This window comes from Shewanella indica (genome assembly GCF_002836975.1).
GTDB lineage: Bacteria > Pseudomonadota > Gammaproteobacteria > Enterobacterales > Shewanellaceae > Shewanella > Shewanella indica.
Genome location: NZ_NIJK01000022.1, coordinates 1 through 21,666, shown reverse-complemented (window position 1 = coordinate 21,666; position 21,666 = coordinate 1). Strand labels below are relative to the sequence as shown.

Genomic DNA, 21,666 nt, shown 5'->3' with positions numbered 1-21,666 from the left:
GATGTAAAGTGTTGTTTTTCGTGAGAGGGAAGGAGGGTGTTCAATATTCTGTGTCAGCCTGTCATAGCTGTCGTTATTCGGGTTGAGCTGGGGCCTTGGGTAGCACTTGCTGCGGCGAATGTTGCTGCAGATATTGCTGGTAAGTGTCTTCGCCCCAGGCCAGCAGTTGACCATTTTCGAATAGCAGTGGGGTGCATTCATCTTTGGTGGTCTTACCGTCTGATTTACTGTGATGGGTGCGGTAGAAGAGGACCTGCAGTGAATGACCATAGGTTTGCTTGGCTTCGCTGAAGTCGGCTTTGCCCAGGGTTTGGGTGACTTCTGCCTGTGTTTGCCCCAGTTGCAGGGCGGAGATCATAGACTGGTTATAGGTTTGCCTGTCTTCCCAGCTCATGTCTTCCGGCTTTGGCTCGTAGAAGATAATGACCACGGCAACAAAGGCCAGGTAGGCGAGAAAGATGCTGCCGATAACGAGAGGTGCCTTATTTTTCATATTGTTATTCCGTTTTATTGCTCAATCTGGGTTTACTCAAGAGCAAGACAGTTCACTCTGTATTGAGTGGTATAAGATACTCGCGACAGTATTAGTGTAAACAGTGTGTTTGTAATATGTTTTGTTTGTGGGTGTTTTCTTTAGATTGAAAATAGTCATAGAGCACTTCAGCAATGCTATCCAGTTCGTCTCTTGTACCTATGTCTATCTCGGCATACAGATTTTCACCTGGCTTGTAGGTTTTTTAATACGCTCAACCCCGAACGGCTCTATTGAAGAGAGGATGTCGGCGCAAGGTTTAGCAAAGAACAGGCGAGGGCACTGGGCAAAATCCACCACCAGATCTGGCCCCAATTCCGCTGAGCGTTGGGGGGGCTTTTATCAGCCAGTTCCGTTCCAGATAGAATTAGCGGCGGTGGAAAATCAGCTAGTCATTCATATTTGTATATGTCATTAAACCGTTTGGCCGGGAATGCAGCATATCCGTTGGAAGAGGATTGTTAAAAATAATTAGCAGCCAATAAGGCTGTTAAGGGTTTAGGCGTTTAGATCGTTTGCACTCAAGCCGATATTTGAGCCCGGTTCGCTATTTCTGTGTCTGTTTGGGGTTGGTCTGCAGGGGCTGTATATGTTGCTGCAGATATTGCTGATAAGTGTCCTCGCCCCAGGCCTGGAGTCGGCCATCTTTAAACAATAGTGGGGTGCATTCGTCTTTGGTGGTCTTGCCGTCTGATTTGACATGCTGGGTGCGGTAGAAGAGCACTTGCAACGACTGACCATGGGTTTGCATCGCTTCGCTGAAATCGGCTTTGCCCAGGGTTTCAATGGTTTGTTCCAGTGTCTGCCCCAGTTGTAATTCAGTGACCTTGGACAGGTTATAGGCTTGCCTGTCTTCCCAGCTCATCTCTTCGGGTTTAGGTTCATAGAAGAGGATGACCACGGCAACAAAGAGCAGATAGGCGACAAAGATGCTGCCGATAATCACAGGGGCTTTACCTTTCATACGGTTTTTCCATTTTATTGCTTAAGTTGAGCGTTGAGAGTCTTAGCTTTCTTTGACTCTATACTGGTTCAAGCGAATATTAAGTTCGAGATCGGTGCGTAGTTTTGCCAAGCGATAGCTGAGGCGCGCCATCTCCTTGCCCTCGGTTAATTTCTTGGCTTGTTTGGCTCCCAGAGTATCGAGCGCATTGTAGACATTGGCCAGAGTGCGAAAGCTTCTGAGCAGTTCACCGGCCGTCTTGGGACCTATTCCCTGAATGCCGGGGATCTTATTACCACTGTCGCCGCTGAGGGCCATAAAGTCCAGCAACTGGCTCTGCTCTATACCGAGTTTCTGCTCCAGTGCGGCAATATCCATGGCAGCGCCATTGAAATGATCCCACAGCAGTAAACGCGGTAACCTCAGCTGGCAAAAGCCCTTGTCGGTAGAGACAATAATCGCTTCACCACCGCGCAGGCACAACTTGCTGGCCAAGGTGGCGATAACATCATCGGCTTCCGATAGCGCATTGATGGAGCCGATGCCCGCTTCGGCCAGTGCCTGTTTCAGTGCCGGCAGGCCATCGGCCAAGGCTTGGGGCATAGGTTTGCGGCCTTTTTTGTAATCCGGATACAGGCGTTTGCGCCAGGATTCTTCATCGCCGTCCCAGACTATGGCCACGTGGGTGGGGCTGTGCTGGCGAATAAGCTTCTGGCAGGCATTGCGGCTGCGCTCGGTCAGCCCTTGCATGTCGGCTTCATCCGGCTGCGCCGCATGCAGGCGGCGCACCAGATTCATGCCATCGATAATCAGCAGTCGGTTCATTTCATTATTTGATAACAGGGCACATAGGCGGTGCCAGGTAACTTCATTCTTTGCTGGCTGACAAAGGCGCCCAGTAATTTATCCATCAAGGCCATCAGCTCGGGGTCGCCCTTGAGCTTGAATGGACCATGATGCTCGATGTTTTTCATGGTTTCGGCTTTGACGTTGCCCGCCACTATGCCGGAAAACGCCTTGCGTAAGTTGGCCGCCAGCTCAGCCTTGTTGCTCTGGAAGTGCAGGTTGAGGTTTTCCATCACTTCATGGGTGGGTACAAAGGGCAACTGGAATTCCGGCTCTATCTTGAGGCTCCATTGGTATTGGTAGGCATCACCGGTTTGCTTGCGGTGACGTTTAACCTCTTCCATTCCGGCACGCATGATACGCGCGACCTGGGGGGCGTCGTCTATGATGATTTGGTATTTCTGCTGCGCCTGCTCGCCCAGCGTCGCGCCGATAAAGGCATCGATTTCGCGGAAGTAGGCTTCGCTTTCTCTGGGGCCGGAGAGTACCAGCGGGAAGGGAATATCGGCATTTTCGCGGTTGAGCAAAATACCAAGCAGGTAGAGTAGTTCTTCTGCGGTGCCGGCACCGCCGGGGAAAATGACTATGCCGTGCCCCAGACGAACAAAGGCCTCCAGACGTTTTTCAATATCCGGCAGAATCACCAGTTCATTGACTATCTGGTTGGGCGGCTCGGCGGCGATAATGCTCGGCTCGGTCAGGCCTATGTAACGGGCGTTATGAATACGCTGCTTGGCGTGGCCGATTGCGGCGCCCTTCATTGGCCCCTTCATGGCACCTGGGCCACAGCCGGTACAGATATCCAGCATTCTCAGCCCCAACTGGTAGCCTACTTCTTTGGTGTATTTGTATTCGGTATCGTTTATCGAGTGGCCGCCCCAGCAGACCACCACATTGGGATCCTGCATCGGGGTAATGGCTCTGGCGTTTCTCAGAATGTCGAACACCACGTTGGTGATGTGGCTGGCATTAGTGAGGTTAATGTGTTTTAGACCATCGTATTTGTTGCTGACATAGATGATGTCCCTGAGCACGGCAAACAGGTGCTCCTGAATGCCGACTATGATCTGCTCATCGACAAAGGCACTGGCCGGCGGGTTGACCAGCTCCAATTTGATACCACGCTCCCGGCGCAGCACATTGATTTCAAAGTCCTGGAATTGTTCAAACAGTTCTTTGGCATTATCAGTCTGCTGCCCCGAGGCCAAAACGGCTAAAGAGCAGTTGCGGTAGAGTTGGTAAAGGTCACTCTTGGCACTTTGTTTGAGGCGGTCTGCCTCCAGTTGCGACAGTTGGTCCATACTGCCGCGGGGACTGATCCTGACTATCATGACGACTCCTTGAGCTGAAACCGGAGTCATTGCTGTCAATCTATAATGACTCTGTCACGGCTTTCATGTTTGGCTTTGTAGAGGGCCGCATCGGCACGTTCGAAGGTTTCCTGGATGTGTTCGCCATCCAATATCTGCGCGGCCCCTATGGATACTGTAACTGTAATACGCTGATTTTTAAATTTAAAAGGAATATTTTTAATTTTTTCGCGCACCCTGTTCAATAGTTGTTCTATATCCTTGGGGGAAACATCCGGAATGATGAGAACAAACTCCTCCCCGCCGTAGCGGGCGACAAATTCAGTGTCACGCAGGGAGTTCTTCAACGCCATGGCGATAACCTGTAGTGTCTTGTCACCTGTGGTATGACCAAAGCTGTCGTTGATGGATTTGAAGTGATCTATGTCGGCTACCGCCAGCCACAGGGGTTGTTTATTGCGCTGGAAGTGGCGGTATTCCTGCTCCATCCGCTCCTCCATGGCCGCGCGGTTGGGCAGCTGGGTGAGGGTATCGAGCATATTGAGCTTTTGCTGTTCAAACAGCCTTTCTTTATAGGTGGTGGCTTCGCTTGAGAGATCATTCAGTTCTTTGCGCATAGTCTCTATCGACTTACGCAGCAAGGCTTGCTCTCTCTGCTCCAGCGCTTCTTTACGGGCAAGGCTGGCACGAATGGTGGCCAGTTGTTCGCTGATCTGCTGTTTTAGTTCGGTGATGTCGTCAATATCCACCAGTGACGCACCAACATTGTCTACCTGGGCGTTGAGCTCGCGATTCAATTGGCTCTTGAGCTGATGGCTGCGCTGGGACTGATTGTATGAATCGCTGACCACTTCCCGTACGGCACTCAGGGCATCGTTGAGGGCAAACAGAAACTCCTGCGAGGCGGTTTTTTCGCGGGCAATGTTGTCCAGCAGCAGCGAGAGTATGGTTTGATAGGCTTCCAGCAGAGCCTCGACATCTATCTCGGTCGAGGCCAACAGCTCTTTGATCACCAATACCTGATCACGCTGATCTTTGCGAAACTCTATATTGGATATCATCTGCGCCAGTTCATGGCCAAGCTGCCTGTGTTTAGGCAAGATAGCAATGGGAGATTCAGATTCAAATTGGCTTTCGAGCAGCTGTTCATAAAAGCCCACCAGTTGCTCGACCTTGGGAATATAGTCCCAGACGGTATGAAAAGGTTTGCCCAGCTCCTGCTTGAAATAGCTGACCTCTTTCTTGAGGCGTTCGGGCATGGAGTCGACTCGTTGCAATTGGCGGCTGAATTTGCTCAGGCTGGAGCGGCCCTCTTCGAGTTGGCCCATCACATGATGGTACTGTCCCTTGAGTAGACGTTCGACATCGACCAGATCCGGCAGGACATCATTAATACGTTCATAGGTTCCCAGGTTATGCCTAAGCTTGGCCAGTTTGTTGTCAAGCTCCAGACTTTGTCCCTTACAGGCCAGACTGAGATGACCAATAAACTGCAGTAACGCCTGCAGTTTGGCATTTCTGTCTTCATTCATTTCATCCAACGCGGCTTTGGTAGAGTGCAATTTCTGTTTCAGTACACCCAGTTGCGACACCGTTGCGTTTGAGTCCTTCATTCCTGTTATTTTCCTTCGATGCGCGATCGAATCAATCGTCGGGTCATGAGAGGCTTGATTTCTTATGACGCCGGTTCCAGACACTTCTAAATGGTATCGCAATCCGGCCGGAGTGCAAATCTGCCATCTAGTTGTTGAGACAAAGTTTTGTCGTTTAGATCAAATTATTGACACATGTTCGCTTCTGGACGGTTGGAGTACCTCCGGCCAGTGGATCTTATCTTTCTCACCATTGGTTTCTACTCTTATCAGGCCGCGGATAATGCTCTTTTGCAGTTGCAGATAGAGCGGGGCTGAGAAGATGGCAGCCGGGGTGAAGTCCAGAGTACTGAAACCGACATAGCTGCCTTGGTTATTCTGCAAACTGATGGCTCCGGCAAGGGCCATCTGAGTGGTTTCAACCAGGGTTTCAAGAGACAATTTAACATCCGGGTTAGCCAATAGTGGCAGCGGAATATACCCCAGGGCCAGTCTTGGGGTTTGCCCCTGGAATTGCCATTCGCTAAGTTGATGGTAAAGCTGTGCCGGTCTGGTTTCTTCGGTAAGAGTCAGGGCAAATAGGCCGGGTCTGAGCAGGAATACCTTGGCACCTGTGGTAGCGGTAATCTCCTCAGCCTGTTGCGCGAGTCTCGGCGCCGCCAGGCTGTTGCCCAAGGTGAGGTCGCTGTTGAGCTCATTCTCAAGAGATAGTAGCGCCAGTCCCTTGGTTTTACTCGAAATATTGCCAAGCAGAGCGCGATAACCGGGCAGGCCAGTTATGGGTTCCAGCTGCATTTTCGTTTTCAGGGCCTGGTTGGTTTTTGCCATACGTTTACGCAATTTATATTGCTGCATCGTCAGTGCCAGCAACAGTAGACTGCACCCCAAGCTGACCACCAGCAAGATATTACGGGTATGCAATGAATCTTGTTGTTGTAGCTTTTCCTGCCTGAGTTGACTTACTTCCAACTTCAATTTTTGCTCTGTGACAGCAGAGGAGCTGACATCCGAGTTGGCATTCCGTTCTTGTTCCAGCAGCTGTTGTTGTAGTTGGAGGCTTTGCTCCTGAGAGAGCAGCGCCTGTTGATATTGTCCCAGCGCCTTGTAAGCATAGGTTTGATGACCCAGAGCTTCAATCTGCTCTTGTGGTAACGCCAATAATTTAGCCAGTCGCAGTGCTTCTGTGGCGTGCTGCATAGTTAAAGGCCAATCCTCTATGGCGCGCGTTACTTCAGCTATCAGCATCTCATTGTAAACAAGGTAATGATTGCTTTTTCTGTCTTTGAATATTGCGTTGGCCTGAAACAGGTAATCGAGGGCGACCTGATGGTCGTTCAAATTGAAGTAAGCTTCTCCGAGGTTGTGGAAGTTTAACCCCTGGGCGATAAAGTTTTTTAGCTCGGCATCAAGCTGCTGGGCATTGAGGTAGTAGTCTATTGCTTTATTCCATTCGCCTGTATTGGCATATACCATGGCGATAACCGTCATGGTATGGGATAGAAAAGAGCCTGAACCCATAGCCGTATAGGCATCGGCTGCTCCATGAGCAAACTCCAGAGCCTCGTCCCACTGCTCCATATCCCGATAGAGCTTGGCCAGGTTCAGCTGTAGTAGCGCCTTCTGATTGGGATGGTTATAACGGCTGGCCAACCGGAAGGCCTCGGTGTAGTGCTGCAGCGATTTGGTCTGCTGATCGTTCACATTATAGTATTTGCCCAACGCCGCCTCGGCATTGGCTATCAGGTAATCATTTCTTAGTTGGTAGGCGGTATCTCTGAGCAGGTTGTAGGCGTTCAGAGAGGGAATAGGTTGTTTGGCTATCAGGTTGACTGTACCCAGATCTTCATAGATGACATACCTGAGCAGTTGACTGCGTTTATCTTCTGCTTCGCCCAATTGTTCGAGTGCTTGTTGGTTGAGGGCAACAGTTTGTTGATATTGTTGATCAACCCGACCAAGATAACGACCTTCCAAGTTATAGAGAGCTGCTTTTTCATAGTCGCTGCGGGCAATTATCTTTAATAGTTCAATGATTTCCAGTGCCTGTTCCAGCCGGCCGGGAACCAGCACTTGAGCATCCAGATCCAGCCGTGCCAACAGGATAAGCTGGTTTATCAATTGTCCCGATGTGTAGCCCAATTCAGATGCGCTGGCCTGAAACTCTTTAAGAGAAAGATATCGCAGTGATTTTGGCGTTGAACTGACCACCGTGCTATGGAGTTGCCTGGGCTGCTCTCTGAAATTTATCTCTATATCATCCAGTTCATCGGCCTGCGTCGTGCCTATAAGCAGCATGGATGCGATGAAGATAACCCTGAAAAAGTACATATATTTGCCTTTGTCCCTTTCTTTGGGGACTTAATTGTTAGCTTTTATTAGCAGCGGGTGAGGTGAACTCCCCGAATTGTTATACTCGGCCGATTTTATAACAACAATGACATAAGAAGGAATTACGAGTGAAATCCGCTGTTTTGTCAATCATATCTTACTCTTCCCTACTGACAACACTGGGCTGGACATCTTCAGCTTTGGCTGACATTGATTATCAGATAAATCTGAAAAGTCCCGAACATCATTTGGCTCAGGTTAATGTTACTTTCCCGCAACATTCCGGGCAACAGCTCAAGGTTAATCTGCCGCTTTGGCGTACCGGCAAGTATCAGGTATTACCGCTGGCGGATGGGGTTCGACGTTTTCATGCCACGGACGAGCAGGGCAATAGCCTGCCTTGGAAGCGCAGCGCCAGCGGTGAATGGACTGTGGCTTTATCCAAGCCGACAGCGGTCACCGTCAGCTATCAGCTCTACGCCAACGAGTTGGGGCAAAGGGTCAGGCATATTGATGCCAGTCATGCGTTTCTGGATGCCAGCGGCGTCTTCATGTACAGCCCTGAGTTTCGTCAGGAGCCAGTCAAGGTAACACTGGATGTGCCGAGTGATTGGCGCAGTTACTCGGGGATGGCCGCGGGTGATAAGCCCCATTCGTTTGTGGCCGCCAACTATGATGTGTTGGTCGACTCGCCGATTGAAACCGGGCTCAGCCAGCATCGCGCCTTCAAGGCCGACGGCAAGCAGTATGAGTTGGTGGTTTGGGGCGAGGGCAACTACGATCTGGAGCAGATAGAGGAAGACCTCGGTAAGTTGTCCGCTACGGCGGTGGCCATTTGGGATGACTATCCCTTTGAGCGTTATGTTTATATGGTGCACGCCACCTCGGGGGCCCGCGGCGCCACCGAGCATTTGAACTCAACCATTATCCAACTGCCCAGATTCAACTTCCGTGAGCGTCAGGATTATCTGCGTTTTATCAGCACGGCTTCCCATGAGTTTATTCATACCTGGAACGTCAAGGCCTATCGCCCGGAGGGACTGGTGCCTTATGACTATCAGCAGGAGAATATGACTGAGCTTTTATGGATGGCGGAAGGCTCTACCAGCTATTTTCAAAACCAGTTGTTGCTGCGTGCCGGGATCATGACGCCGAAAGAGTTTATGGAGGACCTGGCCAAACGGGTCAATGCCAATCAGCATAAGCCGGGGCGGGAAATTCAGTCGGTGGCCGAAGCCAGCGCCGGTCAATGGGTCAGTACCGGCGGTGATTACGCCATTAACCACAGTGTGAATATCTACTCTGAAGGTTATCTGACTTCGCTGGCGCTGGATTTTTCACTGCTGCAGGACACAGCCCAAGAGGTGTCTTACCGGGATGTGCACCGAAGTCTCTATCGTGAGCATAAGGTTCCCAAGGGGTACAATGTCACGGATGTGAAACGTATTTTGAAAAACTTATCCGGCAAGGACTATGAGCCTTGGTGGCAAAGCCATGTCAATGCCCCCTTGGTGCTGGACTTTGACAAACTGCTGAGCCAGGCAGGGCTTAAGACCGCCTACGGCAAAGACAGTAAGGAGCAAGCCTTTGCCGGTATGACACTCACTTCCGGCTCTTTGGTGTTGCAAAGTGTTGAGCGTGGTGGCCCGGCTTGGCAGGCGGGCATAGTCGCCGGCGATCAGTTGCTGGCTATCAATGGTTTGAAAGTCAGCGCCGAAGGTTATGGCAAACGTTTGGCTGACTTTAAGGCGGGTGATGAGTTGAGAGTGACCCTGTTCCACGACGATAAGCTCATAGAGCGGCGCGTGACTCTGGCCTCAGAGCAATCCGGCAAGCTGCAAATTAAGCCTAAGGAAAGTGTCAGCCGCGCCCAGAAAGCCTTCTTCAAGGCCTGGCTTGGCATAGACTGGCCGTTTGACGCTCAGGGTAACTATAAGTCCTGAGTCTGATTGTCCAGAAAACGCCGGCGCATCTTCACTTGCGCCGGCGTTTTTTATGGCGGTTATTTTATCTCAGCGTAGGGGACTTCTGCCCGGGAGCTTGCAGACAGAAGCCGAGGCAGACTCTAATGCCGTTCACACTAAGTGAACGGCATTAGGCCATCAGGCGCCTTTTTACTTGGATATAGCGATTACAGGCTGTCTTCAACGCCGCCCAGGGCGTCGACCAGTGCCAGCATCAGTGCGACCAGTTCGCTGCTCATCAGCTCAAAGTCGGCGTCCAGTTTGGCCAGCGGATCCTCACCGGCAACATCATCGGTGGCGGCGCGGAACTCTTCCGAGAACTTGAGGCGACGCAGTCCGGCATCGGATTGCAGCACAAAGGCGATAGACTGACCGAAGTGCAGTGCCAGTTTATGCACCTGCTTGCCGGTTTCCAGGTGAGCCAGTACTTCTTCTTCGCTCAGATCCTGCTGCTTGAAGCGCACGGTTGCACCATCATCGGCGGCAGACTTGAGCTCGGCTTCATCCTGAATGGTGAAGGGGGCTGGGGCATTGCCTTGCTTGAGCCATTCGGTCATTTGCACTTCAATCGGTGTCTTGGTACTCATTGGCACCACAGGCAGGCTGCCGAGCGCTTTACGCAGCAAGGCCAGCAGTTCTTCGGCCTTGGCGGCGCTGGAGCTGTCTACCAGGATCAATTGCTCATCCAGCAGCAACAGAGCCTTGATTTGGCTGCGACGGGAGAAGGCTCTTGGCAACAGAGTGGTGGTGATTTCATCCTTGAGCGCATCTTTCTCTTTCTTGGTCAGCTTGCGGTTTTCTTCCTCTTCCAGCAGCGACACCTTTTCTTCCAGCGCTTCCTTGATGACCTGAGAAGGCAGCAGCTTCTCCTCTTTGGTGGCACAGATTAGGTGACGGTTGTTGGCGCTGTGAACCAGGGTGTGCCCCAGTTTGCCCAAAGCCTTGGAAAAACCGAACTTGCTGATGTCCTGACTGGAGCAGGGAGAAAAGGTGAAACCCTCAAGGGCAGTCTCCAGTGCCTCTATATCGGTAGAAAATGGTTTGTTGAAACGATATACGGTGAGATTTTTAAACCACATGACAGGCGCTCTTTGAAAAATAAAGCCGCAGTGTAAGGCATGAAATCCTCAAGGTAAACCCGCCCCGTTAGCACAGATTTTTCAACCCGGGAAAGATTTAACCAAAATGTCATATGGTGTATTGCTTGTCGCTAGCCCGCGTGGTTAAGGGCTTTTGCCTTTTTTAAGGAGACTCTAAAGGCATAATGAATCCGGCAGGTTAAAAGATGAAATAAAACTGCAACAGACTCGTTGCACACTTTCGCTCGTTCCAAACCAATAACCAAGACGAAGAGAACGTCGAAAGGAATTAATGATGAATGCATTTTGCAAAACACTACTCGCTTCAGCCATAGCTTCAGTCTCTCTGGCCTCTGCCCACGCTGCCGAGCCGCTGACCGTTTACGGCAAGTTGAATGTTACTGTTCAGTCAAATGACGAAGCTGCTGCTGACGATTCTGAAACCGCGGTTCAAAGCAATGCCTCTCGTTTTGGCGTGAAAGGCGAATTCGATCTGGGTAACGATCTGGCTGCATTCTACACAGTGGAATATGAGGTAGATACAGGTAATGATGCCAAAGATAACTTCTTGGCTCGTAATCAGTTTGTTGGTTTGAAAGGTAACTTCGGTGCTGTCTCTGTGGGTCGTAATGACACCATGTTGAAAGTCGCTCAAGGTAAAGTTGACCAGTTCAACGACCTGTCAGGCGACCTCAAGAGCCTGTTCAAGGGTGAAAACCGTATTGAGCAAACTGTAACTTACCTGTCACCTTCATTCGGTGGTTTCAAAGTTGGTGCCACTTATGCTGCTGAAGCTGCCAAGTCACAGGGTGGTGAAGATGGGTTCTCTATTGCTGCCATGTACGGTGACAAGGATCTGAAAAAGAGCGCAGTATTCGCCTCTGTTGCTTATGACTCAGAAGTTAAGGGCTACGATGTCCTGCGCGCCACAGTACAGGCCAAGCTGGCAAACTTCGTTCTGGGTGGTATGTTCCAGCAGGAAGAGAAGTCCGTCGATGGTGACAGCAAGAACGGTTACCTGCTGAGCGCGGCGTACAAGATTGATGCAGTGACTCTGAAAGGTCAGTGGCAGGATATGGAAGATAAGGGTGATTCCTGGTCTATCGGTGCTGACTACAAGCTGGGTAAGCCAACCAAGCTGTTTGCCTTCTACACCAATCGCTCCATGGAAAATGTGGATGATGATGACAAGTACATAGGTGTTGGTCTGGAGCACAAGTTCTAAGTCAGGCCATGATGCATTGAAGGAGAATCTGGGCTCAGTGTTGAGCATTTAAACCAGGATCTTATGGAAAAGCTGAAAATCCGATGACCAGTGTCATCGGATTTTCTATTTCACGAAGCAGCCTTCATATCAACCGCGCAACAGGCACATTTGCTCGGTGAAATCGTTGTTTCAAGTTGAGCTGAAAACTGAAATTCAAAGGTTTAGTTTGCCAACGCCTTGAGTTTATAGATTAAGTCCAGCGCCTCTCTCGGGCTGAGTTCATCCGGATTCAGTCTGCCAAGCAGAAGTTCAAGCTCAGATGGCGGTGTTTCCAGTTGCAGTGTGGCCTGGGTCTGAACATGGGGCTCTTGACCGTGATCGCGACTTTCAAGTTGCTGCAGTTTCAATTTGGCGGCCTTGATCACCGAGGCTGGAACACCGGCCAGTGAAGCAACCTGCAAACCATAGCTCTTGCTGGCAGCTCCTTCTTGCACTGCGTGCATAAAGACTATGCTGTCGCCATGCTCCATGGCATCCAGATGCACATTGGCAACCTGGGGCATCAACTCTGCCAACTGAGTCAGCTCGAAATAATGGGTGGCAAACAGTGTCATGGCGCCGAGTCGCTGGGCCAAATACTCTGCCGCCGACCAGGCCAGTGATAAGCCGTCATAGGTGGAGGTGCCGCGGCCAATCTCATCCATCAGCACCAGACTCTCTGCGGTCGCATTGTGGAGAATATTGGCCGTTTCTGTCATTTCCACCATAAAGGTGGAGCGGCCCGAGGCCAGATCGTCCGAGGCGCCGATACGGGTGAAGATCCTGTCCACAGGCCCCAGAATCGCCTTGTCTGCCGGCACAAAGCTGCCGATATGCGCCATCAGGGTGATCAGTGCCACCTGACGCATGTAAGTGGACTTACCGCCCATATTGGGGCCTGTGACCACCAACATTCTACGCTCAGGGCTAAGGGTTACCGGGTTGGCGATAAAGGGAGCCTGGCTGACTCGCTCAACCACGGGGTGACGCCCGGCTTCGATATGTATGCCCGGCTTATCGCTCAACTCCGGTTGGTGGTAGTTGAGGCTGTCGGCCCGCTCGGCAAAGTTGCTCAGTACATCTAACTCGGCCGCCGCCATGGCAAAAGCCTGCAGTTCGCTGAGTTTGGGTAGCAGGAGATCGAACAGTTCGTCCCAAAGCTGTTTTTCCAGTGCAAGCGCCTTGCCCTGACTGGAAAGCACTTTCTCTTCATACTCTTTCAGCTCGGGGATGATATAGCGCTCGGTGTTTTTCAATGTCTGGCGTCTTTGATAGCTCAGGGGCACCAGTGCCGATTGTCCACGGGAAACTTCGATATAGTAGCCGTGTACCCGGTTGAAACCGACTTTCAGGGTGGCTATTCCAGTTTGTTCTTTTTCCCTGACTTCCAACTGTTGCAGATAGTCACTGGCGCCTTCACTAAGGCGGCGCCATTCATCCAGTTCGGCATGATAACCATCGCGGATCACGCCGCCATCACGAATAAGTACCGGCGGGTTGTCGACAATCGCCCGCTCCAGCAGCGCGAGCTCTTCAGGGAATTCACTGAGCTGGTGTTTCAAACGTCCAAGCTCGGGGCTTTGGGTGTTTGCCAATAGTTGCTGCAGTTGCGGCAACAGCGCCAGCGCTTGTCGCAGACGGGCAAAGTCTCTCGGGCGGGCGCTTCTCAGGGCCAGGCGCGCCATGATCCGCTCCACATCACCAAGCGCCTTTAGGTCGTCATGCAACGGCTCGAACAGGCCGCTGGCAATCAACTCTGCCACAGCGGTTTGCCGCAGGCCAATCTGTTGATGGTCTCTGAGTGGCTGATGGATCCAGCGCTGTAACATCCTGCTGCCCATGGGGGTGGCGGTTGCATCCAGTACCGAAGCCAAAGTATTGTCCCGGCCACCGGCAAGGTTCACCGTCAGTTCCAGATTCCGCCGGGTGGCGGCATCCAACACTATGCTGTCGCTCTGGTTAAAGCGGGTAATGGCATTGATATGGGGCAGTGCGGTGCGCTGGGTATCTTTGACATACTGCATCAGGCAGCCGGCCGCCTGCAGTGACAGCCTGGCGTCTGTTATGCCAAAACCACGCAGATCTTTGGTGCCGAATTGATCCAGCAACAATCGCATGCTGGTATCCAAGTCAAACTCCCACTCGGGACGACGGCGTTTGCCCTTGATGCCGGCAATCAGGCTTTGTTGGGAAAAGTCTTCGCTGTAGAGCAGCTCGGCCGGTTTGGTGCGTTGCAGCTCGGCCTCCAATGATTCAAGAGTGGCCAGCTCGGCAATCACAAAACGGCCGGAGGCCACATCCAAGGTGGCGTAGCCAAAACCGTTCTTGCCTTCGTAGACGGCGGCCAGCAGGTTATCCTGACGTTCTTGCAGCAGCGCTTCATCGGTGAGAGTTCCCGGAGTCACTATGCGCACTACTTTGCGCTCGACCGGCCCTTTGGACGTGGCCGGATCACCAATCTGCTCACAGATGGCAACCGACTCACCGAGCTGCACCAGCTTGGCGAGATAGCCCTCCACCGCATGATAAGGAATACCCGCCATAGGAATAGGATCGCCACCACTCTTGCCTCTGGCCGTCAGTGAAATACCCAAGAGCTCGGAGGCTTTTTTGGCATCATCGTAAAACAGCTCGTAAAAGTCCCCCATGCGATAAAACAGCAGCATTTCGGCATGCTGCGCCTTCATCGATAGATACTGGCGCATCATAGGGGTGTGTTTTTCCAAATCCGGGTTATCCATAGGCGTAATCACTGCATTCATGGGAGCTTTCAGATATTTCCTTGACTGTGTTTCCAAGAGCGGTTGCCCTTTTTCAATGGCGCCAATAGTATCAGTTATTCATCACTGAGCCAGTCGTGGGCGGGGAAATTTTACGCCTTCGGTCACAAGTGATTGATCAGCAAGCGGCCTTTAAATAAATTACCGCCAGCACTTGATACTGTATGATTGTACAGTATACTAGGTGGCAGATTGGTATTTACCCCAAAGCTCTGAATAAAGGGGCGGCAACATAGATTTCAGGCGACGTATTACGCCGCAATCAAGAGGGAACAGGAATGAAAATAGATCCAAACAAAGAGAAGGCGCTTAACGCAGTTCTGGGACAGATAGAGAAGCAGTTCGGTAAAGGTTCTATCATGAAACTGGGTGAAGACAGAACCATGGATGTCGAAACCATCTCTACCGGTTCGCTTTCTCTGGACGTGGCTCTAGGGGCCGGCGGTCTGCCAATGGGCCGTATTGTTGAGATCTATGGTCCTGAATCTTCAGGTAAAACAACTCTGACACTGGAAGTGATTGCTGCGGCGCAGCGTGAAGGCAAAGTCTGTGCCTTTATCGATGCCGAGCACGCACTGGATCCTATCTACGCCAAGAAGCTGGGCGTGGATATCGATAACCTCCTGTGTTCTCAGCCAGATACAGGTGAACAGGCGCTGGAGATCTGTGATGCGCTGACTCGCAGTGGTGCCGTTGATGTCATCATTGTTGACTCAGTGGCGGCTCTGACTCCCAAGGCTGAAATCGAAGGTGAAATCGGTGATTCCCATATGGGGCTGGCGGCTCGTATGATGAGCCAGGCAATGCGTAAGCTTGCCGGTAACCTCAAGCAGTCCAACACTTTGCTTATCTTCATCAACCAGATCCGGATGAAGATTGGGGTCATGTTCGGTAACCCAGAAACCACCACTGGTGGTAACGCTCTTAAGTTCTACGCCTCAGTTCGTCTCGATATCCGCCGTACAGGCGCTATCAAAGAGGGTGATGAGGTTGTTGGTAACGAAACCCGGGTTAAAGTGGTTAAGAACAAGATTGCCGCCCCCTTCAAACAAGCCGATTTCCAAATTCTCTATGGTCAGGGTATCAACCGTACCGGTGAGCTGGTTGACCTGGGCGTAGCCCACAAGCTGGTGGAAAAATCCGGTGCCTGGTACAGCTACAAGGGTGACAAGATTGGTCAAGGCCGCGCCAATGCAGGTAAGTACCTCAAGGAACACCCTGAAGTGGCTGCTGAAATCGAAGCGGCACTGCGCGCCAAACTGCTCAGCAAAGCAGAAGCAGCTCCTGCCAGCGCCGAGACGGGTGAAGGCAATATCGACTTGGAAACCGGAGAAGTTTTCTGAGCCAGTCGGTAATGGAGGTTGCGGTCGCGCTGTTGGCGCGCCGCGACTATGGCCGCGAGCAACTCAAGAGCCGTTTACTGGGTAAGGGCTTTGAGTCGCTCGAGGTAGAACAGACTTTGGATAGTCTGGAAACCAAAGGCTTTATCGATGATCAGCGTTTCGCTGCAGCCTTGTTACGCAGCCATATTGCCAAGGCCCACGGCCCGGGAAAAGTGCGTCAGGCACTGATGCAAAAAGGCTTGAATAAACAGTGTATCGAGCAGGTTTTGGATGCCTGTGATTGTGACTGGTTTGCCTTGGCGCGCAGCCGTGCACTAAAGAAATTCGGCGATAGTCCCGCTGATGATATGAAAGAAAAGGCTCGCCGAATTCGTCACTTGATGGGGCAGGGCTTTAGTTATGATCAAGTGGCATTCGCCCTTGAATATGACCCTTACGACTGATTTTTCTCTATCACTAAAGCCCTTTTCATAACCAAGTTTACCGCTGCCTAATCTCTGCAACTGACTTCATTTGACAAACCTCAACATTCACTCTTATTAAGTTGCAGCCTTTTTTGCGCTCTGTACCAGCACGCAATCCAGGTGCTAGTTTTTGCGCTTGTCGCCCATGGTTATATCCCGCTAAAGCCTCTGTATCCTGGTTTGCCCGCGCAGGTTTCTATACTCGCTGAGTAATTCAACATCTATGGCAAATAGCATTTGCCTGCCCCGTTAATCCGGTTTTGGCTTATGCCGTTAATGCTCTCTGTACCTCGGCTGTATCAGGCGTCATACCCTGCGCAATCTAATTGGTATTCTGGCGCTGCATGCTTATAATGCTTGGCAAAAGAGCGCTCGAGTGGCCGGGCGATGCACGCCTTTAGACCACTTTTTATACATTATTCAGGCTTAAGTAACTCAGGACGATTTATGTACCAAACCACAGCAGCACTCAGAAGTGCTTTCCTGGAGTTTTTCCGCAAGAATGGCCATCAGGTAGTCGACAGCAGTTCTCTGGTGCCAGGCAATGACCCCACTCTGCTATTTACCAACGCCGGGATGAACCAGTTTAAAGACGTATTCCTCGGTATGGACAAGCGTAGCTACAGCCGCGCTACCACTTCGCAGCGTTGTGTTCGCGCCGGTGGTAAACATAACGACCTGGATAACGTGGGTTATACGGCCCGTCACCACACCTTCTTTGAGATGCTGGGTAACTTTAGCTTCGGTGATTACTTCAAAGAAGATGCCATTCGCTTTGCCTGGAATTTCTTGACCGAAGAGCTCAAGCTGCCCAAGGAACGTTTGTGCGTTACCGTTTATCAATCCGATGATGAAGCCTTTGATATCTGGAACAAGCAGATAGGAGTTCCCGCCGAGGATATTATCCGTATCGGCGACAACAAGGGCGCACCTTATGCTTCAGATAACTTTTGGCAAATGGGCGATACAGGCCCTTGTGGTCCTTGTACTGAAATTTTCTATGACCACGGTGACCATATCCCTGGCGGTCGCCCAGGTACACCGGAAGAGGATGGCGACAGATTTATTGAGATCTGGAACATAGTTTTCATGCAGTACAACCGTCAGGCCGATGGGGTGATGGAACCTCTGCCCAAGCCATCTGTTGATACAGGTATGGGGATAGAGCGTATTGCCGCCATTATGCAAGGTGTGCATTCCAACTATGAAATTGACGTGTTCCGCACTCTGATTGCCAAGACGGCCGAGATCATCGGCGTAACAGATCTGGAAAACAAATCCCTGCGGGTTATTGCCGACCACATCCGCTCTTGCGCTTTCTTGATTGCCGATGGCGTGATGCCGTCCAATGAAGGCCGGGGCTATGTACTGCGGCGTATCATCCGCCGCGCCGTGCGTCACGGTAACAAGCTGGGCGCCACTGATACCTTTTTCTATAAGCTGGTACCTACACTTATTGACGTGATGGGCGATGCCGCCAAGGGCCTTAAGGCGACTCAGAGCATAGTGGAAAAGGCGCTGAAAGCCGAAGAAGAACAGTTTGCCCGTACACTTGAGCGTGGTCTGGGGATTCTGGATGTAGCCCTGTCTGAACTCAAGGGCGATACCCTGGATGGTGAAACCGTATTCAAGCTCTACGACACCTATGGTTTCCCTATGGATCTGACCGCCGATGTTTGCCGCGAGCGTAATATCAAGGTCGATGAAGAGGGTTTTGATGCGGCGATGGCCGAGCAGCGTAGCCGGGCTCAGGCCGCCGGTCAATTTGGTGCCGATTATAACGCCGGGCTGAAGATTGATGCCGACAGTGAGTTCTGCGGTTACAGCGAACTGAGCGGCAACGGCAAAGTTATCGGCATCTATGTCGATGGTCAGGCGGTCGACACTCTGGATGCCGGTCAGCAAGCGGTTATTGTGTTGGATAAAACCCCATTCTATGGCGAGTCGGGGGGGCAGGTAGGCGATAAGGGCCAACTGACAGCCGAAGGTCTGCTGTTTGAGGTGAGCGATACCCAAAAGTATGCCCAGGCCACAGGCCATATCGGCCAACTGAGTAAAGGCAAACTGACTCTGGGTCAGGAGCTGCTTGCGCAAGTCGATAAGAAACTGCGCCATCGCACCCAGCTGAACCACTCAGTGACTCACTTGCTGCACGCCGCGCTGCGTCAGGTATTGGGTGAACATGTGACCCAGAAAGGTTCTTTGGTGGAGCCTGAGCGTCTGCGTTTTGACTTCTCCCACTTTGAAGCGGTTAAGCCTGAAGAGCTCAAGGCGGTTGAAGAGATGGTTAATACCCAGATCCGTCGTAACCATGAGCTGCAAACGGCCGAGATGGATATAGAGCAGGCCAAAGCCAAAGGCGCCATGGCCTTGTTCGGTGAGAAATACGATGCCCAGGTTCGGGTTGTGACTATGGGTGACTTCTCGATTGAGCTTTGTGGTGGTACCCATGTGGGCCGCACCGGTGACATAGGTCTGTTCAAGATCACTTCCGAAGGCGGTATTGCCGCCGGTATTCGCCGTATTGAAGCGGTAACCGGTGCTGCAGCCATGGCTTTCGTCGCCGAGCAACAGCAGGAATTGAATGATGCCGCTAACTTATTGAAGGCAGACAGTCACTCTGTTGTCGCCAAACTCAAGGCGCAGTTGGAGCGTAGCCGCCAACTGGAAAAAGAGATTGCTCAGCTTAAAGATAAACTGGCCGCCGCAGCCAGCGCCGACATGGTTGCCGATGCGCAAGAGATTGCTGGAGTCAAGGTGTTGGTGAAACAGGTCGAAGGCATCGACCCAGGCTCTCTGCGTGGTCTGCAGGACGAACTTAAGCAGAAGCTGCAATCTGGCATAGTGGTGCTGGGTCTGGCTCATGGCGACAAAGTCAACCTTATCGCCGGGGTGACTAAAGATCTGACCGCTAAGGTGAAGGCCGGTGAATTGGTGGCCATGGTGGCCGCGCAGGTTGGTGGCAAGGGCGGTGGTCGCCCCGATATGGCTCAGGCCGGTGGTAGTGAAGTTGCCAACTTGCCTCAGGCATTGGCATCGGTAACGCCTTGGCTGACTGAACGTCTGGCATAATTTCGCCACCAACGAGGTCTATGTGACACAAGAAGTACGTTCAGGCAGTAACGAGCGACTGTATGTCAAAAAGTTCGGTGGCACCTCGGTAGGCTCGATTGAGCGTATCGAGGTGATTGCCGAGCAGATTGCCAAGGCTCAATTGAGCGGCGAGCATCAGGTGTTGGTGCTCTCTGCCATGGCCGGTGAAACCAACCGTTTGTTTGCGCTGGCGGGGCAGATTGACCCTGAAGCCTCGGCGCGGGAGATGGATATGCTGGTTTCCACCGGCGAGCAGGTGAGTATTGCCCTGATGGCGATGGCACTGGCAAAACGTGGTGTTAAAGCCAAGTCGCTCAATGCCGCTCAGGTGCAAATCCATACCAATAGTCAGTTTGGCCGTGCCAGTATCGAACGAGTTGATGTTCAGTATCTGCAGGAGTTGCTGGCGCAGGGCATTATCCCGATAGTGGCCGGCTTCCAGGGACGGGATCAATTCGGGGAAGTGACCACTCTTGGCCGTGGTGGCTCTGATACCACGGCGGTGGCATTGGCTGCTGCGCTCAAGGCGCGGGAATGTCAAATTTTTACCGATGTGGCCGGTGTCTATACCACAGATCCCAATATCGAACCGAGCGCCCAGAAACTCGATGCCATCAGCTTCGAAGAGATGCTGGAGATGGCTCGATTGGGTGCCAAGGTGTTGCACCCGGATTCAGTGTCTTATGCCGAGCGCTTTCAGGTTCCCTTGCGGGTGCTTTCCAGCTTTGAGCCCGGCAGTGGCACACTGATCCGTTTCGATGCCTGTGAAGACAAGAGTAATCAAGTGGCCGGTATCGCTTGCAGTAAAGGGCAGGCGATGCTGAGTCTTAACCGCTCTGACGATTCATCAGACCCTTTTGCGGCAGTATTTTCACTGTTGGCCGAAAACGGTGTCGACGTGGATTTGGTAACCAAGGCGGGGACGGATGACGGCGTCAGTTTTACCATGGATGCTGACAGGCTCTCTTGGGCGCTAAAGGTGCTTGATGAGGCGGCTCTTGGCCTGTCGTTGGGGCCATTGGTGTTTGAAAAATCCTTGGCCAAGGTCTCTGTGATAGGCGCCGGCGTGCATCGCAGAGCCGAGGCAACCGCCAAGGTGTTTGATATCTTGGGGAATGAAGGAATTCATGTTAAGTTGATGGCAACATCAGAGATAAAGCTGTCTTTGGTTATTGATGAAGCGGATTTATACAGGGCAGTTCGAGTTCTACATCACGCTTTTGAACTAAATAAGGTGTAATTAAACAACGGATTTAGTATTGAATACTATTAATTTGTACTAAGCTCACCTTATAATAATGGTTACGACGGATGAGCGCCGTGTGTAGAAAATATGGAAACTAGAGGAGCAATCGAATGCTGATTTTGACTCGTCGTGTTGGCGAAACACTGATGATTGGTGACGAGGTCACAGTGACAGTGCTGGGTGTGAAGGGGAATCAGGTACGTATAGGTGTGAATGCACCCAAAGAAGTTTCTGTGCACCGTGAGGAGATTTATCAGCGTATTCAGTCTGAGAAAACCGGAACCCCTTCTGAAGGTGGTAACTTCTGAGGCGACACAAAGTGAACCTCCGTCAGGAATAGAAGAGTCAGTTTTTAAACTGGCTTTTTTATTTTCTGGCGCCGGAAAACCCTTGATAGCACAGGATTTGCGCGTTATTTAGGTGGGCTGATTAAAAACAGGACAAACGGAAAAGGTTTCGGAAAAAGGGTTTGACTTATTTTCTTCAAACAGTAATATGTGCGCCAAGAAAACGGAGAGGTGGCCGAGTGGCCGAAGGCGCTCCCCTGCTAAGGGAGTATGGGCTTTATCTCCCATCGAGGGTTCGAATCCCTCCTTCTCCGCCATTTCTTAACGTGAAATACGCGCATGTAGCTCAGCTGGATAGAGTACCTGGCTACGAACCAGGCGGTCGGAGGTTCGACTCCTTCCATGCGCGCCATTTTTCGTTTTAGCAGTAAAGAATACAATTCGCGCATGTAGCTCAGCTGGATAGAGTACCTGGCTACGAACCAGGCGGTCGGAGGTTCGACTCCTTCCATGCGCGCCATTTTTCGTTTTAGCAGTAAAGAATACAATTCGCGCATGTAGCTCAGCTGGATAGAGTACCTGGCTACGAACCAGGCGGTCGGAGGTTCGACTC

15 protein-coding genes and 3 tRNA genes are annotated in these 21,666 nt (G+C 51.6%); 10 read left to right on the top strand and 8 right to left on the bottom strand.

The window, feature by feature from the left end; all coding sequences use genetic code 11:
* Positions 1-73: 73 nt before the first annotated feature.
* The 6 genes from CX650_RS04975 to CX650_RS04950 form a co-directional block, all read right to left on the bottom strand.
* Positions 74-493, bottom strand: a complete 420-nt coding sequence (locus CX650_RS04975) for a DUF3192 domain-containing protein (RefSeq protein WP_071476805.1) — start codon at positions 491-493, stop codon at positions 74-76.
* Between the two features lie 586 nt (positions 494-1,079).
* A complete protein-coding gene (locus tag CX650_RS04970; protein WP_039034403.1) occupies positions 1,080-1,496 on the bottom strand; it encodes a DUF3192 domain-containing protein in 417 nt (138 codons plus the stop codon).
* A 42-nt stretch (positions 1,497-1,538) separates the two neighbouring features.
* Positions 1,539-2,300, bottom strand: a complete 762-nt coding sequence (xni, locus tag CX650_RS04965) for a flap endonuclease Xni (RefSeq protein WP_071476806.1) — start codon at positions 2,298-2,300, stop codon at positions 1,539-1,541.
* Positions 2,297-3,652 (bottom strand): nucleotide 5'-monophosphate nucleosidase PpnN, encoded by a 1,356-nt coding sequence (gene ppnN / locus CX650_RS04960; RefSeq protein ID WP_039034401.1) that lies wholly within the window; start codon positions 3,650-3,652, stop codon positions 2,297-2,299. Before ppnN ends, xni begins: the two co-directional genes overlap by 4 nt.
* Before the next feature lie 35 nt (positions 3,653-3,687).
* Positions 3,688-5,244, bottom strand: coding sequence for a GGDEF domain-containing protein (locus tag CX650_RS04955; RefSeq protein ID WP_101095173.1), 1,557 nt, complete (start codon positions 5,242-5,244; stop codon positions 3,688-3,690).
* A gap of 159 nt (positions 5,245-5,403) precedes the next feature.
* A complete protein-coding gene (locus CX650_RS04950; protein WP_101095172.1) occupies positions 5,404-7,551 on the bottom strand; it encodes a tetratricopeptide repeat protein in 2,148 nt (715 codons plus the stop codon).
* Between the two features lie 128 nt (positions 7,552-7,679).
* On the opposite strand from CX650_RS04950, the gene CX650_RS04945 reads away from it, so the two are divergent.
* Complete coding sequence (locus CX650_RS04945) at positions 7,680-9,494, top strand: M61 family metallopeptidase (protein ID WP_101095171.1); 1,815 nt, start codon at positions 7,680-7,682, stop codon at positions 9,492-9,494.
* Positions 9,495-9,682: 188 nt separating this feature from the next.
* On the opposite strand, the gene rdgC is transcribed toward CX650_RS04945, so the two are convergent.
* Positions 9,683-10,594, bottom strand: a complete 912-nt coding sequence (gene rdgC / locus CX650_RS04940; RefSeq protein ID WP_101095170.1) for a recombination-associated protein RdgC — start codon at positions 10,592-10,594, stop codon at positions 9,683-9,685.
* Positions 10,595-10,886: 292 nt separating this feature from the next.
* Here rdgC and CX650_RS04935 point away from each other — a divergent pair, with 292 nt between their 5' ends.
* On the top strand, positions 10,887-11,819 hold the full coding sequence (locus CX650_RS04935) for a porin (protein WP_039034397.1): 933 nt from the start codon (positions 10,887-10,889) through the stop codon (positions 11,817-11,819).
* 203 nt (positions 11,820-12,022) lie between these two features.
* On the opposite strand, the gene mutS is transcribed toward CX650_RS04935, so the two are convergent.
* Positions 12,023-14,581 carry a DNA mismatch repair protein MutS gene (gene mutS / locus CX650_RS04930; RefSeq protein ID WP_373297563.1) on the bottom strand — a complete coding sequence of 853 codons (2,559 nt, stop codon included), beginning with the start codon at positions 14,579-14,581 and terminating at the stop codon, positions 12,023-12,025.
* A gap of 317 nt (positions 14,582-14,898) precedes the next feature.
* Here mutS and recA point away from each other — a divergent pair, with 317 nt between their 5' ends.
* The 8 genes from recA to CX650_RS04890 all read left to right on the top strand — a co-directional run bounded on the left by recA (position 14,899) and on the right by CX650_RS04890 (position 21,573).
* A complete protein-coding gene (gene recA, locus CX650_RS04925) occupies positions 14,899-15,963 on the top strand; it encodes a recombinase RecA (protein ID WP_039034396.1) in 1,065 nt (354 codons plus the stop codon).
* 11 nt (positions 15,964-15,974) lie between these two features.
* Entirely contained in the window at positions 15,975-16,406 is a 432-nt protein-coding gene (locus CX650_RS04920) for a regulatory protein RecX (RefSeq protein WP_083399848.1), read from the top strand.
* 468 nt (positions 16,407-16,874) lie between these two features.
* The gene (gene alaS / locus CX650_RS04915) at positions 16,875-19,499 is read left to right on the top strand and encodes an alanine--tRNA ligase (RefSeq protein ID WP_101095169.1); all 2,625 of its coding nucleotides are present in this window, start codon (positions 16,875-16,877) and stop codon (positions 19,497-19,499) included.
* A 22-nt stretch (positions 19,500-19,521) separates the two neighbouring features.
* Positions 19,522-20,760, top strand: a complete 1,239-nt coding sequence (locus CX650_RS04910; protein ID WP_101095168.1) for an aspartate kinase — start codon at positions 19,522-19,524, stop codon at positions 20,758-20,760.
* A 116-nt stretch (positions 20,761-20,876) separates the two neighbouring features.
* The gene (gene csrA / locus CX650_RS04905) at positions 20,877-21,074 is read left to right on the top strand and encodes a carbon storage regulator CsrA (protein WP_025011666.1); all 198 of its coding nucleotides are present in this window, start codon (positions 20,877-20,879) and stop codon (positions 21,072-21,074) included.
* 204 nt (positions 21,075-21,278) lie between these two features.
* Positions 21,279-21,370: transfer RNA gene (locus tag CX650_RS04900), tRNA-Ser, on the top strand.
* An 18-nt stretch (positions 21,371-21,388) separates the two neighbouring features.
* A tRNA-Arg gene (locus tag CX650_RS04895) sits at positions 21,389-21,465 on the top strand.
* A 31-nt stretch (positions 21,466-21,496) separates the two neighbouring features.
* Positions 21,497-21,573: transfer RNA gene (locus CX650_RS04890), tRNA-Arg, on the top strand.
* The last annotated feature ends 93 nt before the right edge of the window (positions 21,574-21,666 follow it).

What these genes read in the sequence shown, in the direction of transcription:
- csrA (WP_025011666.1), top strand. Translation starts at nt 20,877, where the DNA reads ATGCTGATTTTGACTCGTCGTGTTGGCGAAACACTGATGATTGGTGAC.
- ppnN (WP_039034401.1), bottom strand. Translation starts at nt 3,652, where the DNA reads ATGATAGTCAGGATCAGTCCCCGCGGCAGTATGGACCAACTGTCGCAA.
- CX650_RS04950 (WP_101095172.1), bottom strand. Translation starts at nt 7,551, where the DNA reads ATGTACTTTTTCAGGGTTATCTTCATCGCATCCATGCTGCTTATAGGC.
- CX650_RS04955 (WP_101095173.1), bottom strand. Translation starts at nt 5,244, where the DNA reads ATGAAGGACTCAAACGCAACGGTGTCGCAACTGGGTGTACTGAAACAG.
- xni (WP_071476806.1), bottom strand. Translation starts at nt 2,300, where the DNA reads ATGAACCGACTGCTGATTATCGATGGCATGAATCTGGTGCGCCGCCTG.
- CX650_RS04970 (WP_039034403.1), bottom strand. Translation starts at nt 1,496, where the DNA reads ATGAAAGGTAAAGCCCCTGTGATTATCGGCAGCATCTTTGTCGCCTAT.
- mutS (WP_373297563.1), bottom strand. Translation starts at nt 14,581, where the DNA reads ATGGATAACCCGGATTTGGAAAAACACACCCCTATGATGCGCCAGTAT.
- alaS (WP_101095169.1), top strand. Translation starts at nt 16,875, where the DNA reads ATGTACCAAACCACAGCAGCACTCAGAAGTGCTTTCCTGGAGTTTTTC.
- CX650_RS04935 (WP_039034397.1), top strand. Translation starts at nt 10,887, where the DNA reads ATGATGAATGCATTTTGCAAAACACTACTCGCTTCAGCCATAGCTTCA.
- recA (WP_039034396.1), top strand. Translation starts at nt 14,899, where the DNA reads ATGAAAATAGATCCAAACAAAGAGAAGGCGCTTAACGCAGTTCTGGGA.
- CX650_RS04975 (WP_071476805.1), bottom strand. Translation starts at nt 493, where the DNA reads ATGAAAAATAAGGCACCTCTCGTTATCGGCAGCATCTTTCTCGCCTAC.
- CX650_RS04920 (WP_083399848.1), top strand. Translation starts at nt 15,975, where the DNA reads ATGGAGGTTGCGGTCGCGCTGTTGGCGCGCCGCGACTATGGCCGCGAG.
- rdgC (WP_101095170.1), bottom strand. Translation starts at nt 10,594, where the DNA reads ATGTGGTTTAAAAATCTCACCGTATATCGTTTCAACAAACCATTTTCT.